This is a genomic window from Mycolicibacterium fluoranthenivorans, from assembly GCF_011758805.1.
GTDB lineage: Bacteria > Actinomycetota > Actinomycetes > Mycobacteriales > Mycobacteriaceae > Mycobacterium > Mycobacterium fluoranthenivorans.
The window spans coordinates 3,116,787-3,143,737 of record NZ_JAANOW010000001.1 but is presented as its reverse complement, the minus strand read 5'-3'; the positions used below and the strand labels follow the sequence as shown (position 1 = coordinate 3,143,737).

The window sequence follows — 26,951 nt, the reverse complement described above, 5'->3', positions numbered from 1 at the left end:
GCATTCAGTCCTCCGGGTTGTAGCCGAGGTTGGGGGCCAGCCAGCGTTCGGCTTCGGCCAGCGTCCAGCCCTTACGCTTCGCATAGTCGGCGACCTGATCCTGGGCCAGCCGGCCGACGACGAAGTACTGCGACTGCGGGTGGGAGAAGTACCAGCCGCTGACCGCCGCTCCGGGCCACATCGCCATCGACTCGGTCAGCTCGATCCCGGTGCGCTCCTTGACATCCATCAGCTCCCAGAGCGTCGCCTTCTCGGTGTGCTCCGGGCAGGCCGGGTAGCCCGGCGCCGGACGGATGCCCCGGTACTTCTCGGCGATGAGGTCCTCGTTGTCCAGCTGCTCGTCGGGCTGAAATCCCCAGAACTCCTTGCGGACCCGCTGATGCATCCGTTCGGCGAACGCCTCGGCCAACCGGTCGGCGAGCGACTCCAACAGGATGGCGTTGTAGTCGTCGTGGGCCGTCTTGAACTCCTCGATCTTCGCCGCGCTGCCCAGACCGGTGGTGACGGCGAACGCGCCGATGTAGTCCGCCAGACCGGTGTCCTTGGGGGCGACGAAGTCGCCGAGGCTGCGGTTCGGGATGCCGTCGCGGTGCTCGCCCTGCTGGCGCAGGTTGTGCAGAGTGGTCAGCACCTCGGTGCGGGTCTCGTCGGTGTAGACCTCGATATCGTCGCCGACGGCGTTGGCGCAGAAGAAGCCGATCACCCCGTTGGCCGTCAGCCACTTCTCCTTGATCAGGGTGTCGAGCATCTCCTGGGCGTCGTCGTAGAGCTTGCGGGCCGTCTCACCCGAGACCGGGTTGTTGAGGATGTCGGGGAAGCGGCCCTTCATCTCCCAGGCGTTGAAGAACGGCTGCCAGTCGATGTACTCGCGCAGTTCGGCGAGGTCGTAGTCGAGAAATTCTCGTACTCCCAGACCCTGGGCGGGCACCGGCGGCGTGTAGCCGTCCCACTCGATCGGCGTCCGGTTGGCGCGGGCTTTCTCCAGCGTCAGCATCGGCCGCTCGTTCTTCTGGGCGTGCCGTTCCCGCAGGGACGCGTAGTCCTTCTCGGTGGCTTCCAGCAGCGCCGGACGCTGCTTGTCGTCCAACAACGCGGCCGCGACCGGTACCGAGCGGGAGGCGTCCTTGACCCAGACCACCGGGCCGCTGCGGCGGGGGGCCACCTTCACCGCGGTGTGCGCGCGCGACGTCGTCGCGCCACCGATCAGCAGCGGGATCGACAGCCCCTCGCGTTCCATCTCGACGGCGAAGTTGACCATCTCGTCCAGCGACGGGGTGATCAGCCCGGACAGCCCGATGATGTCGGCGTCGTGCTCCTTGGCCGCCGCCAGGATCTTCTCCGCCGGCACCATCACTCCGAGGTCGATCACCTCGAAGTTGTTGCACTGCAGAACGACCCCGACGATGTTCTTGCCGATGTCGTGCACGTCGCCCTTGACGGTCGCCATGATGATGGTGCCGTTGGTGTCCTTGGCGGCCGCATCACCGGGTTGCTTCTCCGCCTCGATGTAGGGCAGCAGGTAGGCCACGGCCTTCTTCATCACCCGGGCCGACTTCACCACCTGCGGCAGGAACATCTTGCCCGCCCCGAACAGGTCGCCGACGACGTTCATCCCGTCCATCAGCGGGCCCTCGATGACCTCGATGGGCCGCCCGCCGGCCACGGCGATCTCGGCCCGCAACTCCTCGGTGTCGGCGTCGACGTGCGCGTCGATACCCTTGACCAGGGCGTGCGTGATGCGCTCGCGGACCGGAAGACTGCGCCACTCGGCGGCTTTTGGATCTTCGGTCTTCTCCGAGGAGTTGAACCGCTCGGCGATCTCCAGGAGCCGCTCGGCGGCATCCTCGCGACGGTTCAGCACCACGTCCTCGATGCGGTCCCGCAGCTCGGGGTCGATCGAGTCATACGGCACCAGCGCGCCGGCGTTCACGATGCCCATGTCCAGGCCGGCCTTGATGGCGTGGAACAGGAACACCGCGTGGATCGCCTCGCGGACGGGATTGTTGCCGCGGAACGAGAACGACACGTTCGAGATGCCGCCGGAGATGTGCACCCCGGGCAGGTTCTCCTTGATCCAGGCGCAGGCTTCGATGAAGTCGATCCCGTAGGTGGCGTGCTCCTCGATACCGGTGGCCAGCGCGAAGCAGTTCGGGTCGAAGATGATGTCCTCGGCCGGGAAGCCGACCTCTTCGGTCAGGATCCGGTAGGCCCGCCCGCAGATCTCCTTGCGGCGCTCCAGGTTGTCGGCCTGGCCCTGCTCGTCGAAGGCCATCACGACCACGGCGGCGCCGTACTTGCGGCACAGCCGCGCCTCGCGGATGAACTTCTCCTCGCCCTCCTTCATGGAGATCGAGTTGACGATCGGCTTGCCCTGCACGTTCTTCAGGCCCGCTTCGATGACCTCGAACTTCGAGGAGTCGATCATCACCGGGACGCGGCTGATGTCCGGCTCGGCCGCGATCAGCTTGGTGAACCGGTCCATCGCGGCGACGCCGTCGATCATGCCCTCGTCCATGTTGATGTCGATGACCTGTGCACCGACCTCGACCTGCTGCAGGGCCACCGACAGGGCGGTGTCGTAGTCCTGCGCCTTGATCAGATTGCGGAATCGGGCGGAGCCGGTGATGTTGGTGCGCTCACCGATGTTGACGAACAGCGAGTCGGAGGTGATGTTGAGCGGCTCCAGGCCCGAGAGCCGGGTGGCGACCTCGATCTCCGGCACCGTCCGCGGGGGCTTGCCCTCGACGGCCTTGGCGATCTCGGCGATGTGCGGCGGCGCCGTCCCGCAGCAGCCCCCAACCAGGTTGACCAGGCCGGCCTCGGCGAACTCCTCGATGTAGCCGGCCTGAGCCGCCGGGGACTCGTCATACTCGCCGAAGGCGTTGGGCAGACCGGCGTTCGGGTAGCAGGAGACGAAGGTGTCCGCGATCCGCGCGACCTCCGCGATGTAGGGCCGCATCTCCGGCGCGCCGAGCGCGCAGTTGAGTCCCACCGCAAGCGGCTTGGCGTGCCTGATCGCGTTCCAGAACGCCTCGGTGACCTGACCAGACAGCGTCCGCCCGGAGGCATCGGTGATGGTGCCCGAGATGATCAGCGGCCAGCGGCGTCCGCGCTGCTCGAACAGCGTCTCGACGGCGAACACCGCCGCCTTGGCGTTCAGCGAGTCGAAAATCGTCTCGATGATGAGCAGGTCGGCGCCACCGTCGACCAGGCCGTTGACGGCGTCGAGGTAGGCGGCGACCAGCTGGTCATAGGAGACGTTGCGGGCACCGGGGTCATTGACGTCCGGCGAGATCGACGCGGTCCGCGTCGTCGGGCCGAGGGCGCCGGCGACGTAGCGGGGCTTGGCCGGGGTGCTGAATTCGTCGGCGGCCTTACGGGCCAGGGCGGCGCCGGCATAGTTGAGCTCGTAGGCCAGCTCGTGCATGTCGTAATCGGCCAGCGAGACGGCGTTCGCGTTGAACGTGTTGGTCTCGAGGATGTCGGCGCCCGCCTCGAGGTACTCGCGATGGATCCCCTCGATGATCTGTGGCTGCGTCAGGGTGAGCAGGTCGTTGTTGCCCTGAAGAGCGGTGGGCCACTCGATGAACCGCTCGCCGCGGTAGCCGGCCTCATCCGGGCGGTCCCGCTGGATCGCCGTGCCCATCGCGCCGTCGATGACCATGATCCGCTCGCGCAGCGCAGCCGTCAGCGCGTCGGTGCAGTCCGGGCGGATGTTCGGCGTAAAGGTGTTCGCGTCAGCGCTCACGTGAAGTCCTTCCGTAACGGAAGGCGTCCTTGACTCTGCCGAGCGTGGCGGCTACCAGGGGAACCTGGCCCCCCGGATAACCGTTGCAACGCCTCTCGACCAGAAAAGTCTACGTCGTCACCTGATCGACGTCTGGACGCCCAGCCCGACGTCGACTCGCTCGGCAATCGCGGCTCCGTGCAGCGACAGCGCGCGGATCTTGTCGGCAGTATCGTCGCCACTTGCTTAACCAGACTGCAACCGAACGTATTTCGCGTCGGCGCCGGCCCCGCGATCGTCGACCTCATCGGGGTCGAGGTCCGTTGCCTGCAACCGGGTACCCATGGCGCCGTCATCCACCACGACACGCTGCGCGAGCTCCTCGACCAGGTCGGTGTCATGGGAGTGTTCAACACGGGCAGTCACATCGACAGAGTAGTCGGTCCACCCGAACTCAACGGCGGGGCGATGCCGCTCATGCACACCTGGCAGGGCTTACGCTGATGGTGTGACCCCGTCGGATGGCCTGCCCGATCTGCGCAACACCATCATCGTCGCGGCCTTCGAGGGCTGGAACGATGCGGGCGATGCCGCCAGCGATGCCCTGGAACACCTGGACGCGATGTGGGAAGCCGAGACGATCGTCGAGATCGATGACGAGGCCTATTACGACTACCAGGTCAATCGCCCGGTGATCCGTCAGGTCGACGGCGTCACCCGCGAACTGGTGTGGCCGTCGATGCGGATCTCACACTGCCGCCCGCCCGGCAGCGACCGCGATATCGTGCTGATGCACGGCGTGGAGCCGAACATGCGGTGGCGCACCTTCTGCGCCGAGCTGCTGGCGATCGCCGACAAACTCAACGTCGACACCGTCGTGATCCTGGGAGCTCTGCTCGCCGACACGCCGCACACCCGCCCCGTGCCGGTGTCCGGTGCCGCGTACTCGTCCGATTCGGCGAAGTTCTTCGGCCTGGAGGAGACCCGGTACGAGGGCCCCACCGGTATCGCCGGGGTGTTCCAGGACGCGTGTGTGCAGGCCGGGATCCCGGCGGTCACGTTCTGGGCCGCCGTGCCGCACTACGTCTCGCAGCCGCCCAATCCGAAGGCCACCGTGGCGCTGCTGCGCCGAGTGGAGGACGTTCTCGACATCGAGGTGCCGCTGGGCGATCTGATCACCCAGTCCGAGGAGTGGGAGCAGGCGGTCACGGAGATGACGGCCGAGGACGAAGAGATCGCCGAGTACGTCCAGTCCCTTGAGGAACGCGGGGACGCCGAGGTGGATATGAACGAGGCGCTCGGAAAGATCGACGGGGACGCCCTGGCGGCGGAGTTCGAGCGCTACCTGCGCAGACGCGGCCGGTAGCGGCCGACAGACCAGCCCGGGCCGTCAGTCTTTCTGCAGCGCCTCGGTGCGGGCGCTGAGCGACCGGCCCAGTGCGGCGACCTCGGCGTCCAGCTTGGGCAGCAACTGCGGGGTGAGCGCCCCGATCCGCTGTTCGACCACCGCGGTGGTGACGAACGGCCGGATCCAGCGGAACACCCCGACCCAGTCCGGGCAGTAGATGCGCTTACGGCGGCCCTCGATACCTTTCACGAACGCCTCGCCGCAGGCTTCCACGGTGGTGGTCCGATTCAGCGGGGTGGGCAGCTTGGACAGCATCTCCCGGAACGCCGACAGGTCCGCCTTGGCGTCCTGCACCAGTGGGGTGTCGATCCAGCTCATGTGGGCCGAGCCGACGTCCACGCCGAGGTGCGCGACCTCCAGACGCAGGGTGTTGGCGAAGTACTCGGCGCCGGCTTTGGACGCGTGGTAGGCCGACAGCCCCGGTGACGACGTGAACGCCGCCAGCGAGGACACCACCAGGACGTAGCCGCGTCGATCGATCACCGCAGGCAACGTGGCCCGGACGGTGTTGAACACCCCGACCACGTTGACCTCGACGACCCGCTTGAAGGCCTCCGGATCGACCTGGAGCACCGATCCGAAGCTCGCGATGCCCGCATTGGCCAGCACGATGTCGATCCCGCCGAACTTCGCCACCGCGGCATCGGCGGCCTGTTGCATGGCGGGCAGGTCCCGCACGTCGGCCAGGGCGGTGAGGACGTGGGTGTCGCCGCCGAGTTCGGCGGCCAACTCGGCCAGTGGGGCCTCATCGAGGTCGGTGAGCACCAGGCGGGCACCCTTGGCCCGTAACCGGCGGGCCACCTCGGCGCCGATACCGCGGGCACCTCCGGTGATGAACACGACTTTGCCGCTCAACGAACTCATGCGACCAACCTACCCCGTACCGCCGGTAACGGATCCTAGAGGTCGACACCCAGCAGGGCGTCCGCGATTCCGGCCACCAGACGCGGCGCCTCGGTGTCTGCGCCCCCGTAGGTCAGCGCATCGGTAACCCAACCATCCAGTGCAGCAAGCGCTTTGGGGGTATCGAGATCATCGGCCAGGTACTGGCGCACCCGGGCGAGCAGATCGGTGGCATCGGGTCCGGCCGGCAGTGCGGCCGCCTCCCGCCAGCGAGCCAGCCGGGCGTTGGCCTCGTCCAGGACGTCAGTGCTCCAGAACCGGTCCGCACGGTAGTGCCCGGCCAGCAGTCCCAGCCGCACGGCAGCCGGATCGACCCCGTCGGCGCGCAACCGCGAGACCAGCACCAGATTGCCGCGGCTCTTGCTCATCTTGTGGCCGTCCCAGCCGATCATCCCGGTGTGCACGTAGTGCCGGGCGAATCTGCGCTCCCCCGTGACGGATTCGGCGTGCGCGGCGGAGAACTCATGGTGCGGGAAGATCAGGTCCGATCCGCCGCCCTGGATGTCGATCCCACTGCCGATGCGATTCAGCGCGATGGCCGCACACTCGATATGCCAACCGGGCCGCCCCGGCCCGAACGAGGCGGGCCAACTCGGCTCGTCGGGACGCTGCGCGCGCCACAGCAACGCGTCGAGCGGATCGGCCTTGCCCGCGCGGCCGGGATCCCCGCCGCGTTCGGCGAAGAACCGCAGCATGGTGTCCCGGTCGTAGCCGGATTCGTATCCGAACTGCGCGGTGGCGTCGGCGCGGAAGTAGACGTCGCGGTACTGCGGATCGTCGACGAGGTACGCCGCGCCGGAGGCCAGGAGCTTCTCTACCAGTTCGACGACCTCGCCGACGGTGTCGGTGGCGGCGACGTAGTCGCGCGGCGGCAGCACCCGCAGCGCGGTCATGTCCTCGCGGAACAGCTGTGTCTCCCGGTCGCCGAGTTCACGCCAGCCGATACCGTCCCGGGCGGCGCGCTCGAACAGCGGGTCGTCGACATCGGTGATGTTCTGCACGTAGTGCACGCCATGACCGGCATCCAGCCACAGCCGGTGGATGAGGTCGAAGGTCAGATAGGTGGCCGCATGGCCCAGATGGGTTGCGTCGTACGGGGTGATACCGCAGACGTACATGGTGGCGGTCTCCCCCGGTGACACCGGCCGCACCTGATCGTCGGCGGTGTCATAGAGCCGCAGCGGAACGCCCGACCCGGGCAACTTGGGAACGGTCGGCGCCGGCCACGACTGCATGGCGTCGACTCTAAGGTGTGCGGTCAGCGTGCTCTCCCGTCGGCCCGTACTCAACGAATACCGACAATATCGGCGGGCATTCCATTCCCGGATCAGGTCGCGGACCTGATGGTGTCCAGCAGTACCCCGGCCACCTCGGACCGGCACATCAGCAGATCGGGCAGGTACGGGTCGCGGCGGTTGTACACCAAGGGTGCACCGCCCAGCCGTGTCGCGTGCAGCCCGGCAGCCTGCACCACCCCGGCCGGGGCCGCCGAGTCCCATTCCCACTGACCTCCGGCGTGGATGTAGGCGTCCACGTCGCCGCGCACCACCGCCATCGCCTTCGCACCGGCCGAACCGATCCGCACCAGTTCGACATCGAGGTGGTCGCGTATCCACCACAGCACCGCCGGCGGGCGGTAGGCACTCGCGGTGATCCGGATCGGCCCGTCCGCGCGCGGGGGCGGCGGCGTCACCGTGTCGGTGCGGTAGACCTCGCCCACGGCGGGCAGTGCCACCGCCGCGTCGGTGATGGACCCCTGGGCCTCGGTGTCCGATGTCGCCGCCGGAGCGGTTCTGTCGCGCTGCCACAGCGCGATGTGCACCGCCCAGTCGGCGTGCCCCGGCATCGAGAACTCGCGGGTGCCGTCCACCGGGTCGACGATCCACACCCGGTCGGCATGCACCCGGGCCGGATTGTCGGCGGCCTCTTCGGAGAGCACCGCGTCGTCGGGGCGCAGTTCGCGCAGTCGCTTGAGGATCAGCGTGTTGGCCCGCCGGTCCCCCGCGTCGCCGAGATCGTACGGATCGTAGAAACCGATCTCCTCACGCACCGCGAGCAGCAGCCGGCCGGCTTCCGCGGCGACCATGGCGGCCACCTCGGCGTCGCTCTGTGCGGCAGGATTCACCGGCTCAGTATGTCGTGCCACCCAAACGGACACCGACGCCACCGTCCGCCTAGAACGCCGGCCACGGGATCGGCCGGTGCCGATCCGGCGTTGGCATCACCGGATCATCCAGTAAGGCAACGATTCTGGCGCGCAGCGCGGCCACTTCACGACGGGTGATGTGCTCACCGAGTTGTGCACCCAGGTCCTCGCTCACCTGTTCGCCCAACCGCGCGAGCACACCCAGGGTGGCGTCGTCCACCGGCTTGCCCGCCCAGCCCCACAGCACGGTGCGAAGCTTGTCGTCGGAATGCAGACTGACCCCGTGGTCGACCCCGTAGACGCCGCCGTCCACGCCGGTCAGGATGTGCCCACCCTTGCGGTCGGCATTGTTGATCACCACATCGAAAACCGCCATCCGGCGCAACCGCTCGTCATCGGCATGCACCAGGGTCACCTCGTCACCGGTGTGGTCGTAGGCCTGCAGAATCGGCAGGTAGCCCTGGGGAAGCCGGCCCGCCGGGACCAGGTCGACCAGGTCGGGACCATCGCTGTGGGCGGGTTCGTCAGCCTCGGACAGCGCGTCTCCGGGTTGATCAACCCAGCGCTGCACCATCCCCGGACCGGCCGGACCGTCACGAATAATGGTGTAGGGCACCACATTCCAACCAAGCGCCGCGGACACCAGGTAAGCGCCGAACTCTCGGCCGGCCAGGGTGCCGTCCGGAAAGTCCCAGAGCGGGGCCTCCCCGGCGACCGGCTTGTACACGCAGTGCGCCAAATCGTCGTCGAGCCGGGCCTCGCACAGGAACGTCGCGTTGCTGGCCGACCGGATCCGTCCGATGACGGTCAGTTCCCCCTGCGCGAGAACCCGGTGCGCGCGTTCGTCCTCAGGTGTCGGGGTCATCGTCGGCTCCGCCGAACGCGCCACGCCGGTAGCCGTTGGTCCGTACGCAGATGTGTCCCTCGGGGTCCAGCGGCTCATCGCACAGCGGACACGGCGGGCGTCCCGCAGAGATCACCCGGTTGGACCGATTGGCGAATTCCCTGGCCGACTCCGGCGTGAGGAACACTCGCACGGCGTCGGGCCCTTCCTCGGCATCGTCGAGGACCACCGAGGCGTCGAACTCCGTCTCGGACACCGCGAGCAGCTCGACCACCACGGTCTGCGCCTCGGAGTCCCAACCCAAACCCATGGTGCCCACCCGGAACTCGACATCGACGGGCGTGACCAGCGGATTGAGATCGTCCACCACGCCGGTGTCCGGCGGGATCGGGGTGCCGAACCGGCGGTTGATCTCGACCAGCAGGGCCGATATCCGCTCGGCGAGCACCGCCACCTGCTGCTTTTCCAACATCACCGAGATCACCCGCTTGTCGTGCACCGCCTGCAGGTAGAACGTCCGGTTTCCGGGATGCCCGACGGTCCCGGCGACGAAGCGGTCGGGTGTGCGGAAGACGTGAATTGCGCGAGGCATGGCACCTTTCAAAATACCGGTATCGGCCCGGCCTCAGTCGGTGGAGCCGCCGATGACGGCGTCCGTGGCGGGGACGGCGGCCGGCTTGGCGGTCAGCGCCGCGGTCAGTCCGCTGCCCGTGTGGTTCACGTGCAACACGAACGGGCGGCTGTCGGTGTAGCGGATCACGCTCATCGAGGCCGGGTCGGCGGTGATGCGTTGAAAGCTGTCCAGATGGGTGCCCAGGGCATCGGCCAGCACCGCCTTGATCACGTCGCCGTGCGTGCAGGCCACCCACAGCACATCGCCGTCATGCTCGGCGGCCAGCCGGCGGTCGTGCTCACGCACCGCGGCGACCGCCCTGGCCTGTACCTGGGCCAGGCCTTCGCCGTCCGGGAACACCGCCGCGCTGGGCTGCTGCTGCACCACCGACCACAGCGGTTCCTTGAACAGGTCGCCGATCTTGCGGCCTGTCCAGGTGCCGTAGTCGACCTCGGATATCCGCTCGTCCACGGTCGGCTCCAGATCCAGCGCGGCCGCCAGCGGCGCCACCGTGCTGGCGCACCGCAGCAGCGGGGAGCGCACGATCGCCTTGACCGGCAGGGCGCCGATCCGGTCGACCACCCCGGTGGCCTGCTCCCGGCCCAGGTCGTCGAGGTCGACGCCCTCGGAGCGGCCGGCCAGGGTGTGCGCGGTGTTGGAGGTGGAGCGTCCGTGCCGCAGCAGGATGACGGTCATGCGGCGATCACACCGGTGCCCAACAGGATCAGCACCGTCACGCCCACGATGACCCGGTACCCGACGAACCAGTACATGCTGTGCCGGACCAGGAATCTGAGGAACCACGCGATCGCGGCGTAGCCGATCACGAAGGCGATCACGGTGCCGACCAGCAGCTGGAGCCCCGTCGCGCTCTGCCCCGCGCCCTCGGGATGGAACGCATCGGGCAGCGAGAACAACCCCGAGGCCAGCACCGCGGGAATGGCGAGCAGGAACCCGAATCGCGCGGCGGCTTCGCGCTTCTGCCCCAGGAACAGCCCTGCGCTGATGGTGACGCCGGACCGGGATACCCCGGGAATCAGGGCCAGCGCCTGGGAGGTGCCCACGATCAGGCTGTCCTTCCAGGTGAACTGCCGGATATCGCGGGTCTGCTTGCCGAAGTGTTCGGCGGCGGCGATCACCGCGGAGAACACCACCAGGGCGGTCGCGATGATCCAGAGGTTGCGGATGTCATCGCGAATGTAGTGCTTGAACACCAGGCCGGCGATCCCGATCGGGATGGTGCCCAGGATCACCCACCAGCCCAGCCAGTAGTCGGGGGTGCGTTTGGCGGCGTCGAACAGACCACCGAACCAGGCCGTGAGGATGCGGCCGATATCGCGGGCGAAGTAGATGAGGACCGCGATCTCGGTACCGATCTGGATGACGGCGGTGAACGAGGCGCCGGCGTCCTTTCCGAAGAAGGCCTCGGAGACGATGGCGAGATGCCCGGAGGACGACACGGGCAGGAACTCGGTCAGACCCTGGACTATCGACAACACGACCACCTGCAGCCACGACACGTCAGTCACGCGGACGACCGTACCGTGGGAGTGCTGTCAGCGTGCTGTGCGTACGACGGGCCCCGCCGCCGCCACCGCGTCGCGCACGGCGGCGGTCAGGCTCCGCTCGTCCGAGAGGTCGATATCGGTGAGGCTGCGGACGGCGGTCGCGACGACGTCCTCCTGCTGCGGGACGGGGCCGCTCAATCTGGGCCGGTAGACCTCGACCACCAGCGACTGACGATCCTGCACATGGAAGGAAAAGCTGCGACCACCTGCGAGCATGCCGAAACCGCTTGCGTGCACGCCGGTCGAGATGTCCTCGATGGCAAACTCATCGTCAATCAGGAAGTCCGGCACGAGAGCCATAGCGGCACCATACCGCCCTATCGGTGACCGCGTCCGGCCTTGCGGATGTTTGCCCGAAAATTGAAAACGAAACAACCGCTGCCACGTAATGAGGAGTCGAACGGGCCGTTGCATACGAAATCCGCTGTCGTTTCTTCCATCAGTGCCGCATTCGCCCTGGTTGTCGCACTTACCGCCGGGTGCTCGAAGAGCCCCATGGATTCGCCACCACCGACGATCACACCGGCCTCCGCGGCGGTCTCGCCGCCGGTGAGCGGTACTCCGGACGGGGTCGTGCGGCCACTGGACACCCCGGGTCTGGCCGCCGTGTTCGATGCCCGAACCGCGTCGCTGACGGTGCTCGGCCCGGCCGACCGGCTGACGGTGTTCGGGGCGATGCCCCGCACCGTGGCGCTTCCTGCTCCGGCGCAGGCGTTGACCGGTGACGGCGCCGGTCATGTCTATCTCGCCGCCAAGGGTGGGTATCAGGACGTGGACGTCGCCACCGGCGCGGTGTCCCGTGTGGACATCGCCGGCCAGGCCGATACCGAGTTCACCGCCATCACCCGGCGCGCCGACGGGCGCGTGGTCCTGGGCAGCGCCGACGGCGCGCTGATGACCCTGGGCTCGGGGAACTCCGCCGATTCCGTCAGCGCGAACCTGAAGATCTTCGCCCGTGTCGACGGGTTGGTGGCGCAGGGGAATTCGGTGGTGGTGCTGGATCGCGGCCAGACCTCGGTGACCGAGGTGGACGACGACGGCACCAAGGCCGAGCAGGCGTTACGCGCCGGGGAGGGGGCCACCACCATCGCCGCCGACCCGGCCGGACGCGTGCTGGTCGCCGATACCCGAGGCGGCGCGCTGATGGTCTACGGGACCGAGCCGCTGATCCTGCGCCAGGCCTACCCGGTGCACAACGCCCCGTACGGCCTGGCCGGATCCGGCACACTGACGTGGGTGTCACAGACTGCCACCAACACCGTCGTTGGTTACGATCTGGCCACCGGAATACCTGTGGAGAAGGTGCGCTATCGAACCGTCCAGCAACCCGACCATCTGGCCTACGACGACGCGTCCGGCACCCTGTATGTGGTGTCCGGATCGGGAGCCGGTGTCCAGGTGATCGAGAGAGCTGCCACCCGATGAGCGGCGTCCAACGGGGACGGATGCCCCTGGGCTGGGCCGGTGAGCTGTCCGACGACTACGAATGGGTGCCGCTGCGGCTGCCCCCGGACGTGACCCGGCTGTCGGCCTCGATCCGGTTGTCGATCGAGGCCGAATACCGCGGCTGGGAGCTGACCCGCGTCCGGCTCTACACCGACGGCAGCAGGCGGGTGCTGCTGCGCCGCAAGAAAACCGCACTCGGGGATCAGCCGGCGCTGTGATCTACACCTTGTTGCGCCGGATGTTCTTTCTCGTCGATCCGGAACGTATCCACACCTTCGTGTTCGCCGCCCTGCGGGCGGCCACCTACTTCGGCGTGAGCCGCCACGCGCTGTCCCGCCGGCTCACCCCGAGTGACCCGATCCTGGCCAGCACGGTGCTCGGGGTGCATTTCCCCGGTCCGCTGGGCCTGGCCGCCGGGTTCGACAAGGATGGCCACGGACTGCGGGTGTGGGGCCCGCTGGGCTTCGGCTACGCCGAGGTCGGCACGGTGACGGCCCAGGCCCAGCCGGGCAATCCGCGGCCCCGACTGTTCCGCCTGCCCGAGGACCGGGCGCTGCTCAACAGGATGGGGTTCAACAACGACGGGGCCGCGCGGCTGGCTCTTCAGCTGGCCCGACACACCCCCGATGTACCGATCGCGGTGAACATCGGCAAGACCAAGGTGACCCCGCCCGAGCGCGCGGTCGAGGACTACGCCGAGAGCGCTCGCCTGGTGGGCCCGCTGGCGGCGTACCTGGTGGTCAACGTCAGCTCCCCGAACACGCCGGGTCTGCGCGATCTGCAGGCGGTGTCGGCCCTGCGTCCGATCCTGGCCGCGGTCCGGGCCGCCACCTCGACACCGGTGCTGGTCAAGATCGCCCCCGACCTGTCCGATTCCGATATCGACGAGATCGCGGATCTGGCAGTCGAATTGGGTTTGGCGGGCATCGTGGCCACCAACACCACGATCTCCCGGGACGGGCTGCGCACACCCGGTGTGGCCGAACTGGGCGCGGGCGGCGTCTCGGGAGCGCCGGTCAAGGAGCGGTCCCTGGAGGTGCTGCGTCGGCTGCACGCCCGGGTGGGTGACCGCCTGGTGCTGATCAGCGTCGGCGGCATCGAGACCGCCGACGACGCCTGGGAGCGCATCGTGTCCGGGGCCTCGCTGTTGCAGGGCTACACCGGGTTCATCTACGGCGGCGGGCTGTGGGCCAAGCACCTCCACGACGGGATCGCCGAGCGCCTGCGCGCCGGCGGGTTCGCGTCCCTGTCCGATGCGGTGGGCTCGGCGACCCGGTAGCGGCTAGTTCTGCTCGTAGGTGCCGTAGATGACGGCGCGGGCGATGGCCTTGCCGAACAGGTTGAAGCCGAGGTAGGCCGGGGTGGCCCCGTCGGGCAGCTCGAGGCTCTCGACCGGCAGCGCGTGCACGGCGATGTAGTACCGGTGCGGGCCGTGCCCGGCCGGCGGGGCCGCGCCGATGAAGCGCTTGAGGCCGGCGTCGTTGGCCAGCGTGACGGCGCCACCGGGCAGCGGGTCGCCGTTACCGGCATCCGCGGGCAGCGAGGTGACGCTCGCCGGCAGGTCGGCGACCGCCCAGTGCCAGAACCCGGAAGCGGTGGGCGCGTCGGGGTCATAGACCGTCACGGCGAAGCTGCGGGTCTCCTCGGGGAAACCGGACCAGCTCAGCTGCGGCGACACATCCGCACCGCCGGCGCCCATGATTCCGCTGACCTGCTCATTGTTCAGCGGCCGGCCGTCGGTCACCGACTCGGAGGTCAGGGTGAACGTCGGGAGCTTCGGCAGGTTGTCATACGGCGAATTGCTCATCACGGCCTTTCAGCAGTTGGTCAGGCTTCAGCAGTGGGTAAGAAACTGGTGCAGGACTCTCGCCCCGAACTGTAGTGCGTCCACGGGTACCCGTTCATCGACACCATGGAACAGCGCGGCGAAATCCAGATCGGGCGGCAGCCGCAGCGGCGCGAAGCCGAAACAGCGAATACCCAAGCGGGAGAAAGCTTTCGCGTCGGTCCCTCCGGACATCATGTAGGGCACGGTGCGGGCACCCGGGTCGGCCGCCAACAGCGCGGCGTTCATCGCGTCGACCAGGTCGCCGTCGAAGGTGGTCTCCACCGAGGGCAGGTCGCGTTCCCAGGTCCGGGTGACGTTCGGGCCGATCAGCTCGTCGATCTCCCGCTCGAAGGCCTCCTTGCGGCCGGGCAGGACCCGGCAGTCCACCATGGCCTCGGCCGTGGCGGGGATGACGTTGGCCTTGTAGCCGGCCTTGAGCATGGTCGGGTTGGCCGTGTCGCGCAGGGTGGCACCGACGATGCGGGCGATCCCGCCGAGCTTGGCGATGGTGCCGTCCAGATCCGGGGAGTCCAGATCGAACTCGTAACCGGTCTCCTCGGACACCGCGGTGAGGAACTCCGCCACCGACGGCGCGAGCACGATCGGGAACTGGTGCTTGCCGAGCCGGGCCACGGCTTCGGCGATGGTGGTGACGGCGTTGTCGTCGTGCACCATCGAGCCGTGCCCGGCGCGCCCGCGGGCTTCCAGACGCATCCAGGACAGCCCCTTCTCGGCTGTCTCGATGAGGTAGAGCCGCTTCTCGCCGCCGTCCCGGGTGGGCACCGTCAGGGAGAACCCGCCGACCTCGCCGATCGCCTCGGTGATGCCCTCGAACAGATCGGGCCGGTGGTCGACCAGCCACTGGCAGCCGTAGGTGCCGCCGTGCTCCTCGTCGGAGACGAACGCGAACACCAGATCCCGGGGCGGGACGATGCCCTCGCGCTTGAGATGCCGGGCGACGGCCAGCGTCATCCCGACCATGTCCTTCATGTCGACCGCGCCACGGCCCCACACGTAACCGTTCTCGACGGCCCCGGAGAACGGGTGCACGCTCCAGTCGGCCGGTTCGGCGGGCACCACGTCGAGATGGCCGTGGATCAGCAGCGCCCCGCGGCTGCGGTCGCGGCCGGGCAGCCGGGCGAACACGTTCCCGCGCCCCGGTGCGCCCGCTTCGATGTACTCGGTCTCGTAGCCCACTTCCTCGAGTTGGGCGGCCACCCAGTGCGCGCACTCGGCCTCGCCCTTGGTGGTGTCCGGATCACCGGTATTGGAGGTGTCGAACCTGATGAGGCTGCTGACGAGATCGACCACTTCGTCTTCGGGTCTTGTCACGTCCCCTTTCCTACCACCTGACGCGGCACTCGGTTTGGGCCAACGCGGGGGCATCCGTTAGCCTTAAGCGCCCCACACGATGAGGTGGGCTGGTCCGAGTGGCGGAATGGCAGACGCGCTAGCTTGAGGTGCTAGTGCCCTATTAACGGGCGTGGGGGTTCAAGTCCCCCCTCGGACACCCAAGATCGATTCGAGCGGCGAAGCCGCTCTCCCACAGAGAAGTACCTGACCGGCATCATTGCCGGCCAGGTACCGCCCGGTCTGTTAGTTATCCGACGTCTCCACGGTGCACGTTCACGCACGCCCGCTTCTTGCCCCAGATGGTGCGCACGGTGAAGCACACCTTCTTCGGCCGGCCGAATACTGTTGTCTTCTCCACGGTGCCCTCGGTGCCTTCGGGCACGGCCGGCACATCCATCTCCTCGATCTGCCGGCAGGCGGTGACGACGTCGCCTTGATGCCAACTCATCGGTATATCTCCCCTTCCCCGATCCGCCCTCGCGGTCCGGGCATAGATCACTGTTACGTCGAAGTAACAATCACGGCGCGGGATTTATTCGCCTGCTGAGGTGTCTATTGGGTTGGGGCCGTTCAGTACACGTCGCGGACATAGCGCTTGTCGGCGACCAGCTCACGTTTGTAGTCGTGGGCCTGCTCGTCGGACAGTCCGCCGTGCCGTTTGATGATGGTCGTCAGTGCCGTGTCGACATCCTTGGCCATGTGTGCGGCGTCACCGCACACGTAGAAATGGGCGCCGTCCTCCATCCACCGCCACAGTTCGGCACCGGCGTCGAGCATCTTGTGCTGCACATAGATCCGCGCGGCCTGGTCCCGGGAGAACGCCAGGTCCAGGTGGTTGAGCAGACCGTCGGCGACCATATGTTCCAGATCGTCACGGTAGTAGAAGTTTTCGGAGCGGTGCTGATCTCCGAAGAACAACCAGTTACGGCCGGTGTGACCGAGCGCACGCCGCTCCTGCAGGAAGCCCCGGAACGGCGCGATCCCGGTACCCGGGCCCACCATGATCATCGGCGTCTGCGACTCCGCGGGCGGCCGGAAGTTGGGCGAACGCTGGATGAAGACGCGCGCGGCGTGCGCGCGGTCGGCCAGATAGGTCGACGCGACACCGTGCCGTGACGTTCCGCGCGCACTCTGGTATCGCACGACGGACACCGTCAGCTGCACCTCGGTGGGGCTGACCAGGGGGCTCGAACAGATCGAGTACTGCCGCGGGGTGAGTCGCACCAGGGCATCGAGCCACTCGTCGGCCTCGGCCTCGACCCTGAACTCCTCGACGATGTCGAGCCCGTTGCACCCGCCGAGCCACCTGTCGAGTTCCTCCTTGGGCCCGCGCAGCCGCCGGGCTGCCTTGGGCAGGCGGTCGGCGACGAAGCGCAGCAGGTTGGGGGTGATGCGACAGATGTCGTAGGACGATGTCAGCGCGCTGCGCAGGTCGGTGTCGGTGCCGTCGACCTCCACGATCTCACTGCCGGTCAGCCCGGTGCAGGCGAGCCAGGACGCCACCGCTTCATCCGAATTGGTGACGAACACGCCCAGGGAGTCGCCCGCGGCGTAGCTCGTACCGTGTTCGGCGACATGCTCGGAGATGTCGAAGCCGAACTGGCGCACCTCTTTTCGTGCCGACTCCGGGGTGAGCCGGATATTGCGGCTCAACGGCGCGAGCAGCGGTGCGTTCCGGCTGAGCGGGGCCGGCACGGTGTCGGATGTGGTCGTGGTCAGCACGGGGTTGCTCGGCGCCGGTGGCGTATCCGTCCCGACGATGCCGGCGACCTGCTCGGCCCAGGCCTTCATCGGGGCGTCGTCGTACGCCTCACATTCGACGCAGTCGAGCACCCGGGTGGCGCCGAGTGCGGCCAGCCGGGCATCCAGCGTCTTGGCGTGCCCGCAGAAGTTGTCGTAGGCCCGGTCCCCGATACCCAGCACGGCGTAGCGCAACCCCGGCAGTGCGGGGGCGTCGGCCGATTCCAAACGCTGCCAGAAGTCGGCCCCGTTGTCCGGTGGGCCACCGTCACCGAAGGTACTTGTCACGATCAGGACTTCGCCGGCCGTCGCCAGTTCGTCGAGCGTGACATCGTTCATCGTCACCAGCCGTGCACCGGTGAGTCGGCCGGCCACCTGTGCCGCGAACTCCTCGGCGGTGCCGGTCTGCGATGCCCACATCACCAGCGGGCCCGGTGCCACGGCCTCCAGCACAGCGGTATCGCTCACCGCTGCGCCGGTTCGGGAGTACATGCCGGCGAGCAGACCGTCGATCCACAATCGTGCCGCGGGGCGCACGGGTGCTGCGCCCGGCAATACCGGCGTCCCGGTGGAGCCGGCGCTCAGACCGCTGAGAAAGCCTGCGACGTAGACCTTTTCGTCGTCGGTGAGGCCCACGGCGACACCGTGCAGTCCCAGTGCCTCTGCCAGCGGGTGGCTCGGCGCGGTGGGCAGCACCGGCGCGACAGGGCGCAGCGCCACCGCGCACACCTTGAGTTCGGGCTGCAGCGAGTCGGCGTCCACCGCGTCGTTGGTGAGAGCGTTGATGGTCAGATGTTCGCCGTGCTCGTCGTTCCAGTGGAACGGCACCCACACGCTGCCCGGCTGCACCCGGTCGGTGATCAGCGGCGGCAATACCGCCCGCCCGCGACGTGAGGTCAACTCCACCTGGCAGCGCTCGGTGATGCCCTGCGCGGCCGCGTCATCGGGGTGGATCTCCACGAAGGGCGAGCCGTTGAGCTTGTTCAGTTTGGCGACCCGGCCGGTCTTGGTCATGGTGTGCCACTGGTGTTGCAGACGTCCGGTGTTGAGCACCATGGGGTAGTCGTCGTCGGGCAACTCACGGGCGTCCATATGCGGCCGCGCGAAGAACACCGCCTTGCGCGACGGCGTCGCGAAGGCCAGCCGGGGCCGGTTCCCGGCGTCGTCGACGAACAGTGTCTGGGACACACCGTCGTTCACATACCGGATGGGATGGCGGTCCTCGGCGTCCTCCGGCGGGCACGGCCACTGCAGCGGGGTCTCGCGCAGCCGCTCGTAGCTGGCACCGCGCAGGTCGTAACCGGTACGCGGATTGGCGAACCGGCGGATCTCGTCGAAGATGTCCGAGCTGGACTTGTAGTCAAAATCGTCGCCGAAACCGAGGGCTCCGGCCACCGCGCAGATCAGTTCCCAGTCCGGGCGGGCGTCGCCCAGTGGCGGCACCGACTGCTGTAACAGGGTCAGGTTGCGCTCGGAGTTGATCATCACGGCATCGGACTCGGCCCACAGCGCAGCCGGCAGCACGATATCGGCGTACCTGTTGGTGGCGGTGTCGTGATACGGGTCCTGGGTGATCACGAGTTCGGCCGTCTCCAGGCCGGTGATCACCGTGCTGCGGTTGGGCACCGAGGCGATGGGATTGGTGCAGATGATCCAGCAGGCCTTGATATCCCCCGCGGCGGCCTGCTCGAACATCGCGACCGTACCCGGTCCGACGTCGGTGCGGATGGTGCCGGGCTCCAGTCCCCATTGCTCCTCGCAGAACGCGCGGTCCTCGGCCGACAGCACGGAGCGCTGGCCCGGCAGACCCGGTCCCATATAGCCCATTTCGCGACCGCCCATGGCATTGGGCTGACCGGTGAGCGACATGGGGCCGCTGCCGGGGCGGCAGATGGCACCGGTGGCCAGGTGCAGATTGCAGATCGCGTTGGTGTTCCAGGTGCCGTGGGTGCTCTGGTTCAGGCCCATGGTCCAGCAGGTCATCCACTCGCCGGCCTCGGCGATCATGGTTGCGGCCGTGCGGATGTCGGCCTCCGGGATACCGGTGATCGCGGCGACCCGGGCGGGCGGATAGTCGGCGAGGAACGCCGGCATGTCCGCCCAGCCCTGGGTGTGTTCGGCGATGAACTGATGATCGATATCGCCGTTGTCGACGAGTAGGTGCAGTAACCCGTTGAGCAGCGCGAGATCCGTGCCCGGATTGATCTGCAGGTACAGGTCGGCCTTGTCGGCGGTGGCGGTGCGCCGGGGGTCGACCACGATGAGCTTGGCGCCGGCCTTGATCCGGTCGGCCATCCGCAGGAACAGGATGGGATGGCAGTCGGCCATGTTCGCGCCGATGACGAAGAACAGGTCGGCGTGGTCGAAGTCGGTGTAGGAACCGGGCGGGCCGTCGGCTCCCAGGGACTGTTTGTAGCCGGTGCCCGCACTGGCCATGCACAGGCGCGAATTCGACTCGATGTGCACGGTGCGCAGATAGCCCTTGGCGAGTTTGGTGGCCAGGTACTGGGCTTCGATCGACATCTGGCCCGAGACGTAGAGCGCCACCGCGTCGGGGCCGTGCTCGTCGATGATGGCGCGCAGCCGCCGGCCGGCTTCGGCGACGGCCTCGTCGACGGGGGTGGAGACGGCCTCGGCGCCGCGTTCGGCGCGCACCAGCGCCGCGGTCAGCCGGCCGTCCGTGGCGGCCATCAACTCGGCGTGGGTGGCCCCCTTGGTGCACAGCCTGCCGAAGTTGGTCGGATGCAGTTTGTCGCCGTTGACCTGGGCGATCACCGGGAGGCCGCTGACCGGGTCGGCCTTGGTGGTGACTTCGATGCCGCAGCCGACCCCGCAATACGAGCACGCGGTCCGCGTTTTCACCGACATGTGCACATCGTCTGCTGCCAGTGTTCCGGTTCCTTTGAGGCGACGTTAGCGCGACGAAAACTCGGCCTCACAGGCGACCCCACCCCTCGGTGAGCCCACTGTGAGGCCGAGTTTGCGCAGCTCAGATCTCTATACGCCGACCTGTCCCATCCGTGTGCCCTTGCGTAGGTAGAAGAACCATGTCACGACGAGAAGGGCGATGAAGAAGACGACGTAGAACTGAAGCGCCGGCTGAATGTTGCCGAATGCGCTCTTCGACCAAGCGTAGGCCAGCGGCACGATGAAGCCACCGAACGCGCCGACCGAGGAAATGATGCCGAGCGCGCCTGCCGCCTGACGGCGCATGTGAACCATCGTCGCCGGATCGCCGCCGGCATCCTCACCTTTGATCCGGAAGATCTTCGAGATCATCCGGTAGGTGGAGCCGTTTCCGATACCGGTGGCGACGAACAAGAACATGAACGCCGCGAAGAACACCGGCAAGTTCTTGGCTTGTACCGACCACAGCGCGACGGCCGCGCCGACCGCGAGCATGACGAAGCTCAGTGCCGTGATGCGTGCGCCGCCGATGCGATCGGACAGTTTGCCGCCGAGTGGTCGGGCGATCGACCCGATAGCCGCACCGAGGAAGGCCCACGTCAACGCGATATCCCCGCGACCGAACACGGCCTTGAGCAGCGTCGGGAAAGCCGCGGAGTAACCGATGAACGATCCGAACGTACCGATGTAGAGCAGTGACATGATCCAGGTATCGGTGTGCCGCAACGACTGCCACACCGGTTTGACGTCGGCTTTGGCCTCGGCGAGGTTGTTCATGAACAGGAAGGCGCAGATCGCCGCCGCCACGGCGAACGGGACGTAGAACAGGCCGGCATACGACAGGGTGACGCCGGCTCCGATCGTCACGACGAGTGGGATGATCTTCTGCGCCACAGCCACACCGATGTTGCCACCGGCGGCATTCAGGCCCAACGCCCAACCCTTCTCCTTCTCCGGATAGAAGAATGAGATGTTGGCCATCGAGGACGCGAAGTTGCCGCCGCCGAATCCAGCTGTCGCGGCGATAAGCAACAGAACGCCGAAGTTGATGGTGGGGTCGGACACCGCCCACGCGAGCCCCAGGCATGGAATCAGCAGCAGGAGCGCCGAGACCACAGTCCAGTTACGGCCGCCGAAGACCGGCACCGCGAAGGTGTACGGCAGCCGCAACAACGCTCCCACGCCACTTGGCACCGCCACCAGCCACAGTGCCTGGGTGGTGGTCAGCGCGAAGCCAGATGCGGCGGGAGCGCCACCGGCCCCCGCCGTCATCTGCACCACGACGATGCTCCACAACAACCAGACCGAGAATCCGATGTGTTCGGCGAAGATGGAGAAGATCAGGTTCTTGCGGGCGATGGGTTTGCCTGTGGTGGACCAGAATTCGGGATCTTCGGGACGCCAGTCGTGAATCCAGTGTTTACCTTGGTGCGCTGCGGGCGGCGCGAGGGTCTCGAGCGCCGAGTTTTCGGTGACGGTCACGACATATCTCCTGTTTGTCATTGTGAGCTGAGGCCGATATCCAGCCCGGGTGCGGTGGCCTATTCCGGTGTGATGCTCACAACCTAAGAAGCGCGTGTTACGCCCACTGCCGCTGGGCGTAAAACAAACGGAACAAAGATCTCATTGCCGCCGGTCGCGGACTGTCAGCAGCACTATTCACTGCCGACGCACGACGGTAATGACCTCGTAACAATGACACCCTAGCTTCGCAGCAATACCTCAATCGGACCGGACTGACCTCGTCGCTTGCGAGGTTTGAGCGCATTCTTTGTGGCACAACCATTGTCGATGCTAGCGGTGGATGGATCGGACTTATGAGCGATGGCAGTACACCACGATTCCTGCAGGGCGCCTTCGCTTTCGAAGGAGCCGGACTTGACAAACCGGAACTGATCGACGACTCGCTGCGGTACGTGGTGCCCGCCGGCGCCATCGCCCAGCCGGTGTACTTCCGGGGCGGCAACTCGACCGACGAACTGATCACGGTGGTGCTGTTCCGCGACGGCGCCCCGATGAGGTATTTCCCCATCGCCGCCAAAGGCGCGACCCATGTGGCGTTGCGGGTGGTGGAGGACCTGCTCGGGGATACGGTGCTGGAGCTCTGTGTCGCGGCACCGGCCGGTATCTCCGGGACGGTTGTGGTGGACCTGGGCCTGGTGGAGATCCCGTGAAACGCCGGCTGGTCGTCGTGGGCAATGGCATGGCCGGCGTCCGCGCGATCGAGGAGATCCTCGCCCGTGGCGGTGGTGACATCTTTAACATCACCGTGTTCGGGGATGAGCCCTACGGCAACTACAACCGTATCCTGCTTTCCAATGTGCTTGCCGGCAGCGATGACTCGGCGGAGATCTACCTCAACGCGCTGGACTGGTACACCGAGAACGCCATCGATCTGCGGGCCGGGGTGCGGGTGGTGCGACTGGATACCTACGCCCGGCTGGTGCATGCCGACGACGGGTCGACGATCCGCTATGACGACCTGATCCTGGCCACCGGCAGCCGCTCATTCTTCCCGCCGATGAAGGGGCTGTGGGCCGACGACAAGAACCTGGCCGACGGTGTGTTCGGATTCCGCACGCTGGACGACTGCATGGGGATGATCAACGAGGCGGCCAACCGGACGAAGGCCGTGGTGATCGGCGGTGGTCTGCTCGGTCTGGAAGCCGCGCGCGGACTGCAGAACCGCGGGGTGGCCGTGGACGTCGTACACGCCGGACCGACGCTGATGAATGCGCAACTCGATGATGCGGCCGGTGCCATCCTGCGCCGATCGGTCGAAGGTATCGGCATCACCGTGCACACCGACAAGCGCACCACCGAAGTCCTGGTCGACGAAGACCGCAAGCTGTCCGGGATCGTGTTCTCCGATGGCAGCGTCATCGACTGCGACATGCTGGTGATCGCCGCGGGTATCCGGCCCAACGTCGGCCTGGCCCAACGCGCGGGATTGACCGTGGAGCGGGCCATCGTGGTCGATGACCATATGCGCTCCGTCGACGACGACCATGTCTACGTCGTGGGCGAATGCGCCCAGCACCGCGGTCAGGTGTACGGGTTGGTGGCACCGCTCTGGGAGCAGGCCACCGTGCTGGCCGACCACCTGACCGGCACCGACACCAGTGCGGCGTACCGAGGTTCACGCACCGCGACCAAGCTCAAGGTCGCCGGCGTCGACGTCGCGTCGATGGGTATCAAGGCACCCGAACTGCCCGATGACGAGTTCGTGCAGTATTCCGAACCCCGGCACGGGGTCTACAAGACCATCGTGATCCGGGACGGCAAGCTCGTCGGCGCGACCCTGGTCGGCGATGTGTCCAAGGTGTCGTTCCTGACGCAGGCCTTCGACAGCGGACTGCCGCTGCCCGAGGAACGCGTGTCGCTGATGTTCGATATCGGGACTCCCGAGGTGGCCGTGGGGGTTTCGGAGCTGGCCGACGATGCGCAGGTATGCAACTGCAACGGGGTCTCCAAGGGCACGCTGGTGTCCTGCGTCCGGGCCGGCGAGACGTCGCTGTCGGGTGTGATGGCCAAGACCAAGGCGGGCAAAGGCTGCGGCTCCTGCAAGGAACTGGTCGGCCAGATCGTCGAGTGGGCGGCCGGCGGCGCGGTCACCGAGGATCCGTCGGCGTCCTGGTATGTGCCGGGCGTTCCGTACGACAAGGCATCGTTGATGACGCTGGTGCGTGAGCTCCAGTTGCATTCGGTGTCTTCGGTGTTCGCCGCCCTGGCACCTGACGGGCGTGTCGACGCCGGTTCGAAGATGGCGCTGGCCTCGCTGTTGGAGATGATGTGGGCCGACGAGTTCGTGGATGAGCGCGATGCACGTTTCATCAATGACCGGGTGCACGCCAATATTCAGCGCGACGGCACGTTCTCGGTGGTGCCGCAGATGAAGGGCGGCGTCACCAACTCCGATCAGCTGCGCAAGATCGCCGACGTCGCCGACAAGTACGCGATACCCATGATCAAGTGCACCGGTGGGCAGCGTATCGACCTGCTGGGCGTCCGCAAGGAGGATCTGCCCGCGGTATGGGCCGATCTGGACATGCCCTCGGGGTACGCGTACGGCAAGAGCTTCCGGACCGTGAAAACCTGTGTGGGCAGCGACTTCTGCCGCTACGGTGTCGGCGACTCCACGGCACTGGGCATCGCGCTGGAGGAGCGCTACCAGGGGTTGGCCAGCCCGGCGAAGATGAAGTTGGCCGTCACGGGATGCCCGCGCAACTGCGCCGAGGCCCTGTGCAAGGACCTGGGCGTGGTGGCGGTCGACGGCGGCCGGTGGGAGATCTACGTGGGCGGGGCGGCCGGTGCGCATATCCGCAAGGGCGATCTGTTGGCCACCGTCGACGACGCGGCAACGGTGATGACGCTGGCCGGGCGTTTCCTGCAGTTCTACCGGGAGGACGCGAACTGGCTGGAACGCACGTACGCCTGGGTGCCACGGGTGGGCATCGACCACATCCGTGCGGTGGTGGTCGACGATGCGCTCGGGTTGGCCGAAGGACTGGACGCGCGTATGCAGAAATCCGTTGACGCATATCGGGATCCGTGGCTGGATGGCCGGAAGCCGGTGAGCGAGGGCCAATTCCGGAGTTCGCTTCCGCTGCTGCCGCTCCCCCAGGTTCCGGTGCGATGAGCATTCTCGGGCCGGTGTCGCAGATACCACCCGGAGAGGGGCGGACGTTCGCTGTCGAGGACGCCCAGATCGCGGTGTTCCGGCTGCGGGACGGGTCGTTGCGGGCACTGGATGCGGTCTGCCCGCACAAGGGCGGACCGCTGGCCGATGGGCTGGCCGATGACAGCGTGGTGGTGTGTCCGCTGCACGGTGCGACCTTCGATCTGTGTACCGGGCAGGACGTGGCCGGCGGTGATCCGGTGCGCAGCTACCCGGTGGCCGAGGTGGACGGGCAGATTCAGATCACGACGTGAACCGTTTCGCAAGGGCGAAATACGTTGTTGTGGATAAGTTTTGGCCTTGTGGATAACTTCTGATCCTGGCGGCGCAGCCACGTAGAATTCGAACATGCTTTCGGGTGCGGTGGTGGATCGTGAGGCGGTGCTGGCGGCTGTCGACGCCTACGCCGTCGCGTGTGAGTCGCTGACCGCGGTGGGATTCACCGGGTTCGATACCGCGGAGTTGTTGGAGTTGCAGTCCCGGCGTGAGCACCTCGCCCGGATCAGCGCCGGTGTCGATCACCGGATCCTGGCCGCGTTGCAGGGCCGGGCCACCGCCAAGGAGATCGGCGGGAAATCCTGGGTCGACATCTTGGCGCTGCGATTGGGGATCGGTCAGTCGGCGGCCAAGGCGCGGGTCAGAGACGCCGAGGACCTCGGACCGCGCCACATCGTCGGCGGGCAGACGCTGGAGCCGGTGCTGCCGGGGTGTGCGGCCGCCCTGGCCGGCGGGGCCATCACCCTCGGTCACATCGAGGTGATCCGCGAGGTGCTGCGCAAAGCACAGCGCTACACCAGCGCGCCGCAACGCGCCGCCCTCGAGCAGCAACTGGTCGCGCTCGCGGCCGCCAACCCACCTGAGACGGTCAAAGCGGCCGGGGGTGAGTTGTTGTATCTGCTCAACCAGGACGGCCCCGGCCCCGACTATCCCGTCCATCAACCCGGACTGCGCCTCGGGCCCCAGGACGCCGACGGCAATTACCGAGTCTCGGGCCACCTCGACGCCGAAACCGCCGCCTACTGGAAGACCATCGAATCCGGCTGGGCGGCACCGGGGGTCAACAACCCCGCCGATACGACCCCGATCGCCAACCCCGTCCCCAACCCCCTGGACCCCGGCACCCCCGACGACCCCGAGGCGTCACAGCGCCTGGCCGAGGCCGCCGCCCGCGATACCCGCACCGCGGCGCGGCGCAGCCATGACGCCTTCAAAGCCTTGTGTCGCGAGATGCTGATGTCGAAGAAACTCGGCCGCCACGGCGGGCTGCCGGTCACCGTCGTCATCAGTACCACCCTGGCGGAGCTGGAAAGCCGTGCCGGGGTGGCCAGCACCAGTAGCGGGGTGAAGATCGCGATCCCGGACCTGATGCGCCTGGCCGCCCACGCCCATCACTACTTTCTGCTGTTCGCCCGCCACACCGCCCAACCGCTCTACCTGGGGCGCACGAAACGTCTGGCCTCCCCCGCACAGCGGCTGGTGGCGATCGCCCGCGACCGCGGCTGCACCCGGCCCGGCTGTATGGCCCCCGCCGACCACTGCCAGGCCAACCACACCCAAGACTGGTCAGCCGGTGGACACACCGACGCCGACACCCTCGTGCTGGGCTGCGGACCCGACAACCGGCTGGCCTACACCAGCGGCTGGAGCACCCACATCAACCCCACCACCGGCCGCGCCGAGTGGACGCCACCTCCACTACTGGACACCGGCCAAGACCACACCAACCACCACTTCCACCCCGAAGAACTCCTCAGGAAGGACGACGGCGACGACCCGTGACAGACACCGTC

General features: G+C 67.4%; 23 protein-coding genes and 1 tRNA gene. 9 read left to right on the top strand and 15 right to left on the bottom strand.

The window, feature by feature from the left end; all coding sequences use genetic code 11:
* Positions 1–4 precede the first annotated feature (4 nt).
* Together metH and FHU31_RS15160 are read right to left on the bottom strand one after the other, a co-directional pair.
* On the bottom strand, positions 5–3,664 hold the full coding sequence (gene metH, locus FHU31_RS15165) for a methionine synthase (RefSeq protein WP_234901464.1): 3,660 nt from the start codon (positions 3,662–3,664) through the stop codon (positions 5–7).
* Positions 3,665–3,973: 309 nt separating this feature from the next.
* Positions 3,974–4,153, bottom strand: coding sequence for a hypothetical protein (locus FHU31_RS15160; RefSeq protein ID WP_167159535.1), 180 nt, complete (start codon positions 4,151–4,153; stop codon positions 3,974–3,976).
* Between the two features lie 82 nt (positions 4,154–4,235).
* Between FHU31_RS15160 and FHU31_RS15155 the strand changes: the two genes are divergently transcribed.
* The gene (locus FHU31_RS15155) at positions 4,236–5,093 is read left to right on the top strand and encodes a PAC2 family protein (RefSeq protein WP_090357800.1); all 858 of its coding nucleotides are present in this window, start codon (positions 4,236–4,238) and stop codon (positions 5,091–5,093) included.
* Between the two features lie 24 nt (positions 5,094–5,117).
* Here FHU31_RS15155 and FHU31_RS15150 read toward each other — a convergent pair whose 3' ends face one another.
* The 8 genes from FHU31_RS15150 to FHU31_RS15115 form a co-directional block, all read right to left on the bottom strand.
* A complete protein-coding gene (locus FHU31_RS15150; RefSeq protein ID WP_167159533.1) occupies positions 5,118–5,999 on the bottom strand; it encodes an SDR family oxidoreductase in 882 nt (293 codons plus the stop codon).
* 35 nt (positions 6,000–6,034) lie between these two features.
* Positions 6,035–7,273: a cysteine--1-D-myo-inosityl 2-amino-2-deoxy-alpha-D-glucopyranoside ligase gene (gene mshC, locus FHU31_RS15145; protein ID WP_167159531.1), complete on the bottom strand. Its 1,239-nt coding sequence runs from the start codon at positions 7,271–7,273 to the stop codon at positions 6,035–6,037.
* 92 nt (positions 7,274–7,365) lie between these two features.
* On the bottom strand, positions 7,366–8,124 hold the full coding sequence (locus tag FHU31_RS15140) for a 3'(2'),5'-bisphosphate nucleotidase CysQ (protein ID WP_208411015.1): 759 nt from the start codon (positions 8,122–8,124) through the stop codon (positions 7,366–7,368).
* A gap of 88 nt (positions 8,125–8,212) precedes the next feature.
* Entirely contained in the window at positions 8,213–9,049 is an 837-nt protein-coding gene (locus FHU31_RS15135) for an Rv2133c family protein (protein WP_167159527.1), read from the bottom strand.
* Positions 9,033–9,620, bottom strand: coding sequence for an Rv2134c family protein (locus FHU31_RS15130; protein WP_167159525.1), 588 nt, complete (start codon positions 9,618–9,620; stop codon positions 9,033–9,035). Before FHU31_RS15130 ends, FHU31_RS15135 begins: the two co-directional genes overlap by 17 nt.
* 33 nt (positions 9,621–9,653) lie before the next feature.
* On the bottom strand, positions 9,654–10,337 hold the full coding sequence (locus FHU31_RS15125; RefSeq protein WP_167159523.1) for a histidine phosphatase family protein: 684 nt from the start codon (positions 10,335–10,337) through the stop codon (positions 9,654–9,656).
* A complete protein-coding gene (locus FHU31_RS15120) occupies positions 10,334–11,161 on the bottom strand; it encodes an undecaprenyl-diphosphate phosphatase (RefSeq protein WP_167161050.1) in 828 nt (275 codons plus the stop codon). The genes FHU31_RS15125 and FHU31_RS15120 overlap by 4 nt, the downstream gene beginning before the upstream one ends.
* Before the next feature lie 36 nt (positions 11,162–11,197).
* Positions 11,198–11,509: a hypothetical protein gene (locus FHU31_RS15115; protein ID WP_167159521.1), complete on the bottom strand. Its 312-nt coding sequence runs from the start codon at positions 11,507–11,509 to the stop codon at positions 11,198–11,200.
* Positions 11,510–11,704: 195 nt separating this feature from the next.
* Here FHU31_RS15115 and FHU31_RS15110 point away from each other — a divergent pair, with 195 nt between their 5' ends.
* From FHU31_RS15110 to FHU31_RS15100, 3 genes are read left to right on the top strand one after another with little or no spacing between them, the layout of a single operon-like run.
* Entirely contained in the window at positions 11,705–12,634 is a 930-nt protein-coding gene (locus tag FHU31_RS15110) for a YncE family protein (protein WP_167159519.1), read from the top strand.
* Positions 12,631–12,873, top strand: coding sequence for a DUF5703 family protein (locus FHU31_RS15105; RefSeq protein ID WP_167159517.1), 243 nt, complete (start codon positions 12,631–12,633; stop codon positions 12,871–12,873). Before FHU31_RS15110 ends, FHU31_RS15105 begins: the two co-directional genes overlap by 4 nt.
* A complete protein-coding gene (locus FHU31_RS15100; protein WP_263988103.1) occupies positions 12,873–13,934 on the top strand; it encodes a quinone-dependent dihydroorotate dehydrogenase in 1,062 nt (353 codons plus the stop codon). The genes FHU31_RS15105 and FHU31_RS15100 overlap by 1 nt, the downstream gene beginning before the upstream one ends.
* A 3-nt stretch (positions 13,935–13,937) precedes the next feature.
* Here FHU31_RS15100 and FHU31_RS15095 read toward each other — a convergent pair whose 3' ends face one another.
* Positions 13,938–14,462: a YbhB/YbcL family Raf kinase inhibitor-like protein gene (locus FHU31_RS15095; RefSeq protein ID WP_167159513.1), complete on the bottom strand. Its 525-nt coding sequence runs from the start codon at positions 14,460–14,462 to the stop codon at positions 13,938–13,940.
* A gap of 27 nt (positions 14,463–14,489) precedes the next feature.
* On the bottom strand, positions 14,490–15,869 hold the full coding sequence (locus FHU31_RS15090; protein ID WP_167159511.1) for a M20/M25/M40 family metallo-hydrolase: 1,380 nt from the start codon (positions 15,867–15,869) through the stop codon (positions 14,490–14,492).
* 38 nt (positions 15,870–15,907) lie between these two features.
* Between FHU31_RS15090 and FHU31_RS15085 the strand changes: the two genes are divergently transcribed.
* Positions 15,908–15,993, top strand: a tRNA-Leu gene (locus tag FHU31_RS15085).
* A gap of 90 nt (positions 15,994–16,083) precedes the next feature.
* Here the strand turns inward: FHU31_RS15085 and FHU31_RS15080 are convergent.
* The 3 genes from FHU31_RS15080 to FHU31_RS15070 form a co-directional block, all read right to left on the bottom strand.
* Positions 16,084–16,284, bottom strand: coding sequence for a hypothetical protein (locus FHU31_RS15080; protein ID WP_167159509.1), 201 nt, complete (start codon positions 16,282–16,284; stop codon positions 16,084–16,086).
* Positions 16,285–16,406: 122 nt separating this feature from the next.
* Complete coding sequence (locus FHU31_RS15075) at positions 16,407–20,444, bottom strand: bifunctional nitrate reductase/sulfite reductase flavoprotein subunit alpha (RefSeq protein WP_167159507.1); 4,038 nt, start codon at positions 20,442–20,444, stop codon at positions 16,407–16,409.
* Positions 20,445–20,573: 129 nt separating this feature from the next.
* Positions 20,574–21,965 (bottom strand): NarK family nitrate/nitrite MFS transporter, encoded by a 1,392-nt coding sequence (locus tag FHU31_RS15070; protein ID WP_263988073.1) that lies wholly within the window; start codon positions 21,963–21,965, stop codon positions 20,574–20,576.
* Positions 21,966–22,300: 335 nt separating this feature from the next.
* Between FHU31_RS15070 and FHU31_RS15065 the strand changes: the two genes are divergently transcribed.
* The 4 genes from FHU31_RS15065 (at position 22,301) to FHU31_RS15050 (ending at position 26,940) form a co-directional block, all read left to right on the top strand.
* Positions 22,301–22,657, top strand: coding sequence for a molybdopterin oxidoreductase (locus FHU31_RS15065; protein WP_167159503.1), 357 nt, complete (start codon positions 22,301–22,303; stop codon positions 22,655–22,657).
* Positions 22,654–25,122, top strand: a complete 2,469-nt coding sequence (gene nirB, locus FHU31_RS15060) for a nitrite reductase large subunit NirB (RefSeq protein ID WP_167159501.1) — start codon at positions 22,654–22,656, stop codon at positions 25,120–25,122. The genes FHU31_RS15065 and nirB overlap by 4 nt, the downstream gene beginning before the upstream one ends.
* Complete coding sequence (locus FHU31_RS15055) at positions 25,119–25,415, top strand: Rieske (2Fe-2S) protein (protein WP_167159499.1); 297 nt, start codon at positions 25,119–25,121, stop codon at positions 25,413–25,415. Before nirB ends, FHU31_RS15055 begins: the two co-directional genes overlap by 4 nt.
* Before the next feature lie 94 nt (positions 25,416–25,509).
* Positions 25,510–26,940, top strand: coding sequence for a DUF222 domain-containing protein (locus FHU31_RS15050; RefSeq protein ID WP_167159497.1), 1,431 nt, complete (start codon positions 25,510–25,512; stop codon positions 26,938–26,940).
* Positions 26,941–26,951 lie beyond the last annotated feature (11 nt).

Excerpts from the sequence above, each read along its gene's own strand:
- FHU31_RS15055 (WP_167159499.1), top strand. The coding sequence starts at position 25,119 with ATGAGCATTCTCGGGCCGGTGTCGCAGATACCACCCGGAGAGGGGCGG.
- FHU31_RS15110 (WP_167159519.1), top strand. The coding sequence starts at position 11,705 with ATGGATTCGCCACCACCGACGATCACACCGGCCTCCGCGGCGGTCTCG.
- metH (WP_234901464.1), bottom strand. The coding sequence starts at position 3,664 with ATGGTCATCGACGGCGCGATGGGCACGGCGATCCAGCGGGACCGCCCG.
- FHU31_RS15130 (WP_167159525.1), bottom strand. The coding sequence starts at position 9,620 with ATGCCTCGCGCAATTCACGTCTTCCGCACACCCGACCGCTTCGTCGCC.
- FHU31_RS15090 (WP_167159511.1), bottom strand. The coding sequence starts at position 15,869 with ATGCCCCCGCGTTGGCCCAAACCGAGTGCCGCGTCAGGTGGTAGGAAA.
- FHU31_RS15135 (WP_167159527.1), bottom strand. The coding sequence starts at position 9,049 with ATGACCCCGACACCTGAGGACGAACGCGCGCACCGGGTTCTCGCGCAG.
- mshC (WP_167159531.1), bottom strand. The coding sequence starts at position 7,273 with ATGCAGTCGTGGCCGGCGCCGACCGTTCCCAAGTTGCCCGGGTCGGGC.
- FHU31_RS15075 (WP_167159507.1), bottom strand. The coding sequence starts at position 20,444 with ATGTCGGTGAAAACGCGGACCGCGTGCTCGTATTGCGGGGTCGGCTGC.
- FHU31_RS15125 (WP_167159523.1), bottom strand. The coding sequence starts at position 10,337 with ATGACCGTCATCCTGCTGCGGCACGGACGCTCCACCTCCAACACCGCG.
- FHU31_RS15050 (WP_167159497.1), top strand. The coding sequence starts at position 25,510 with ATGCTTTCGGGTGCGGTGGTGGATCGTGAGGCGGTGCTGGCGGCTGTC.
- FHU31_RS15095 (WP_167159513.1), bottom strand. The coding sequence starts at position 14,462 with ATGAGCAATTCGCCGTATGACAACCTGCCGAAGCTCCCGACGTTCACC.
- FHU31_RS15105 (WP_167159517.1), top strand. The coding sequence starts at position 12,631 with ATGAGCGGCGTCCAACGGGGACGGATGCCCCTGGGCTGGGCCGGTGAG.
- FHU31_RS15115 (WP_167159521.1), bottom strand. The coding sequence starts at position 11,509 with ATGGCTCTCGTGCCGGACTTCCTGATTGACGATGAGTTTGCCATCGAG.
- FHU31_RS15080 (WP_167159509.1), bottom strand. The coding sequence starts at position 16,284 with ATGAGTTGGCATCAAGGCGACGTCGTCACCGCCTGCCGGCAGATCGAG.
- FHU31_RS15150 (WP_167159533.1), bottom strand. The coding sequence starts at position 5,999 with ATGAGTTCGTTGAGCGGCAAAGTCGTGTTCATCACCGGAGGTGCCCGC.
- FHU31_RS15065 (WP_167159503.1), top strand. The coding sequence starts at position 22,301 with ATGAGCGATGGCAGTACACCACGATTCCTGCAGGGCGCCTTCGCTTTC.
- FHU31_RS15140 (WP_208411015.1), bottom strand. The coding sequence starts at position 8,124 with ATGGTCGCCGCGGAAGCCGGCCGGCTGCTGCTCGCGGTGCGTGAGGAG.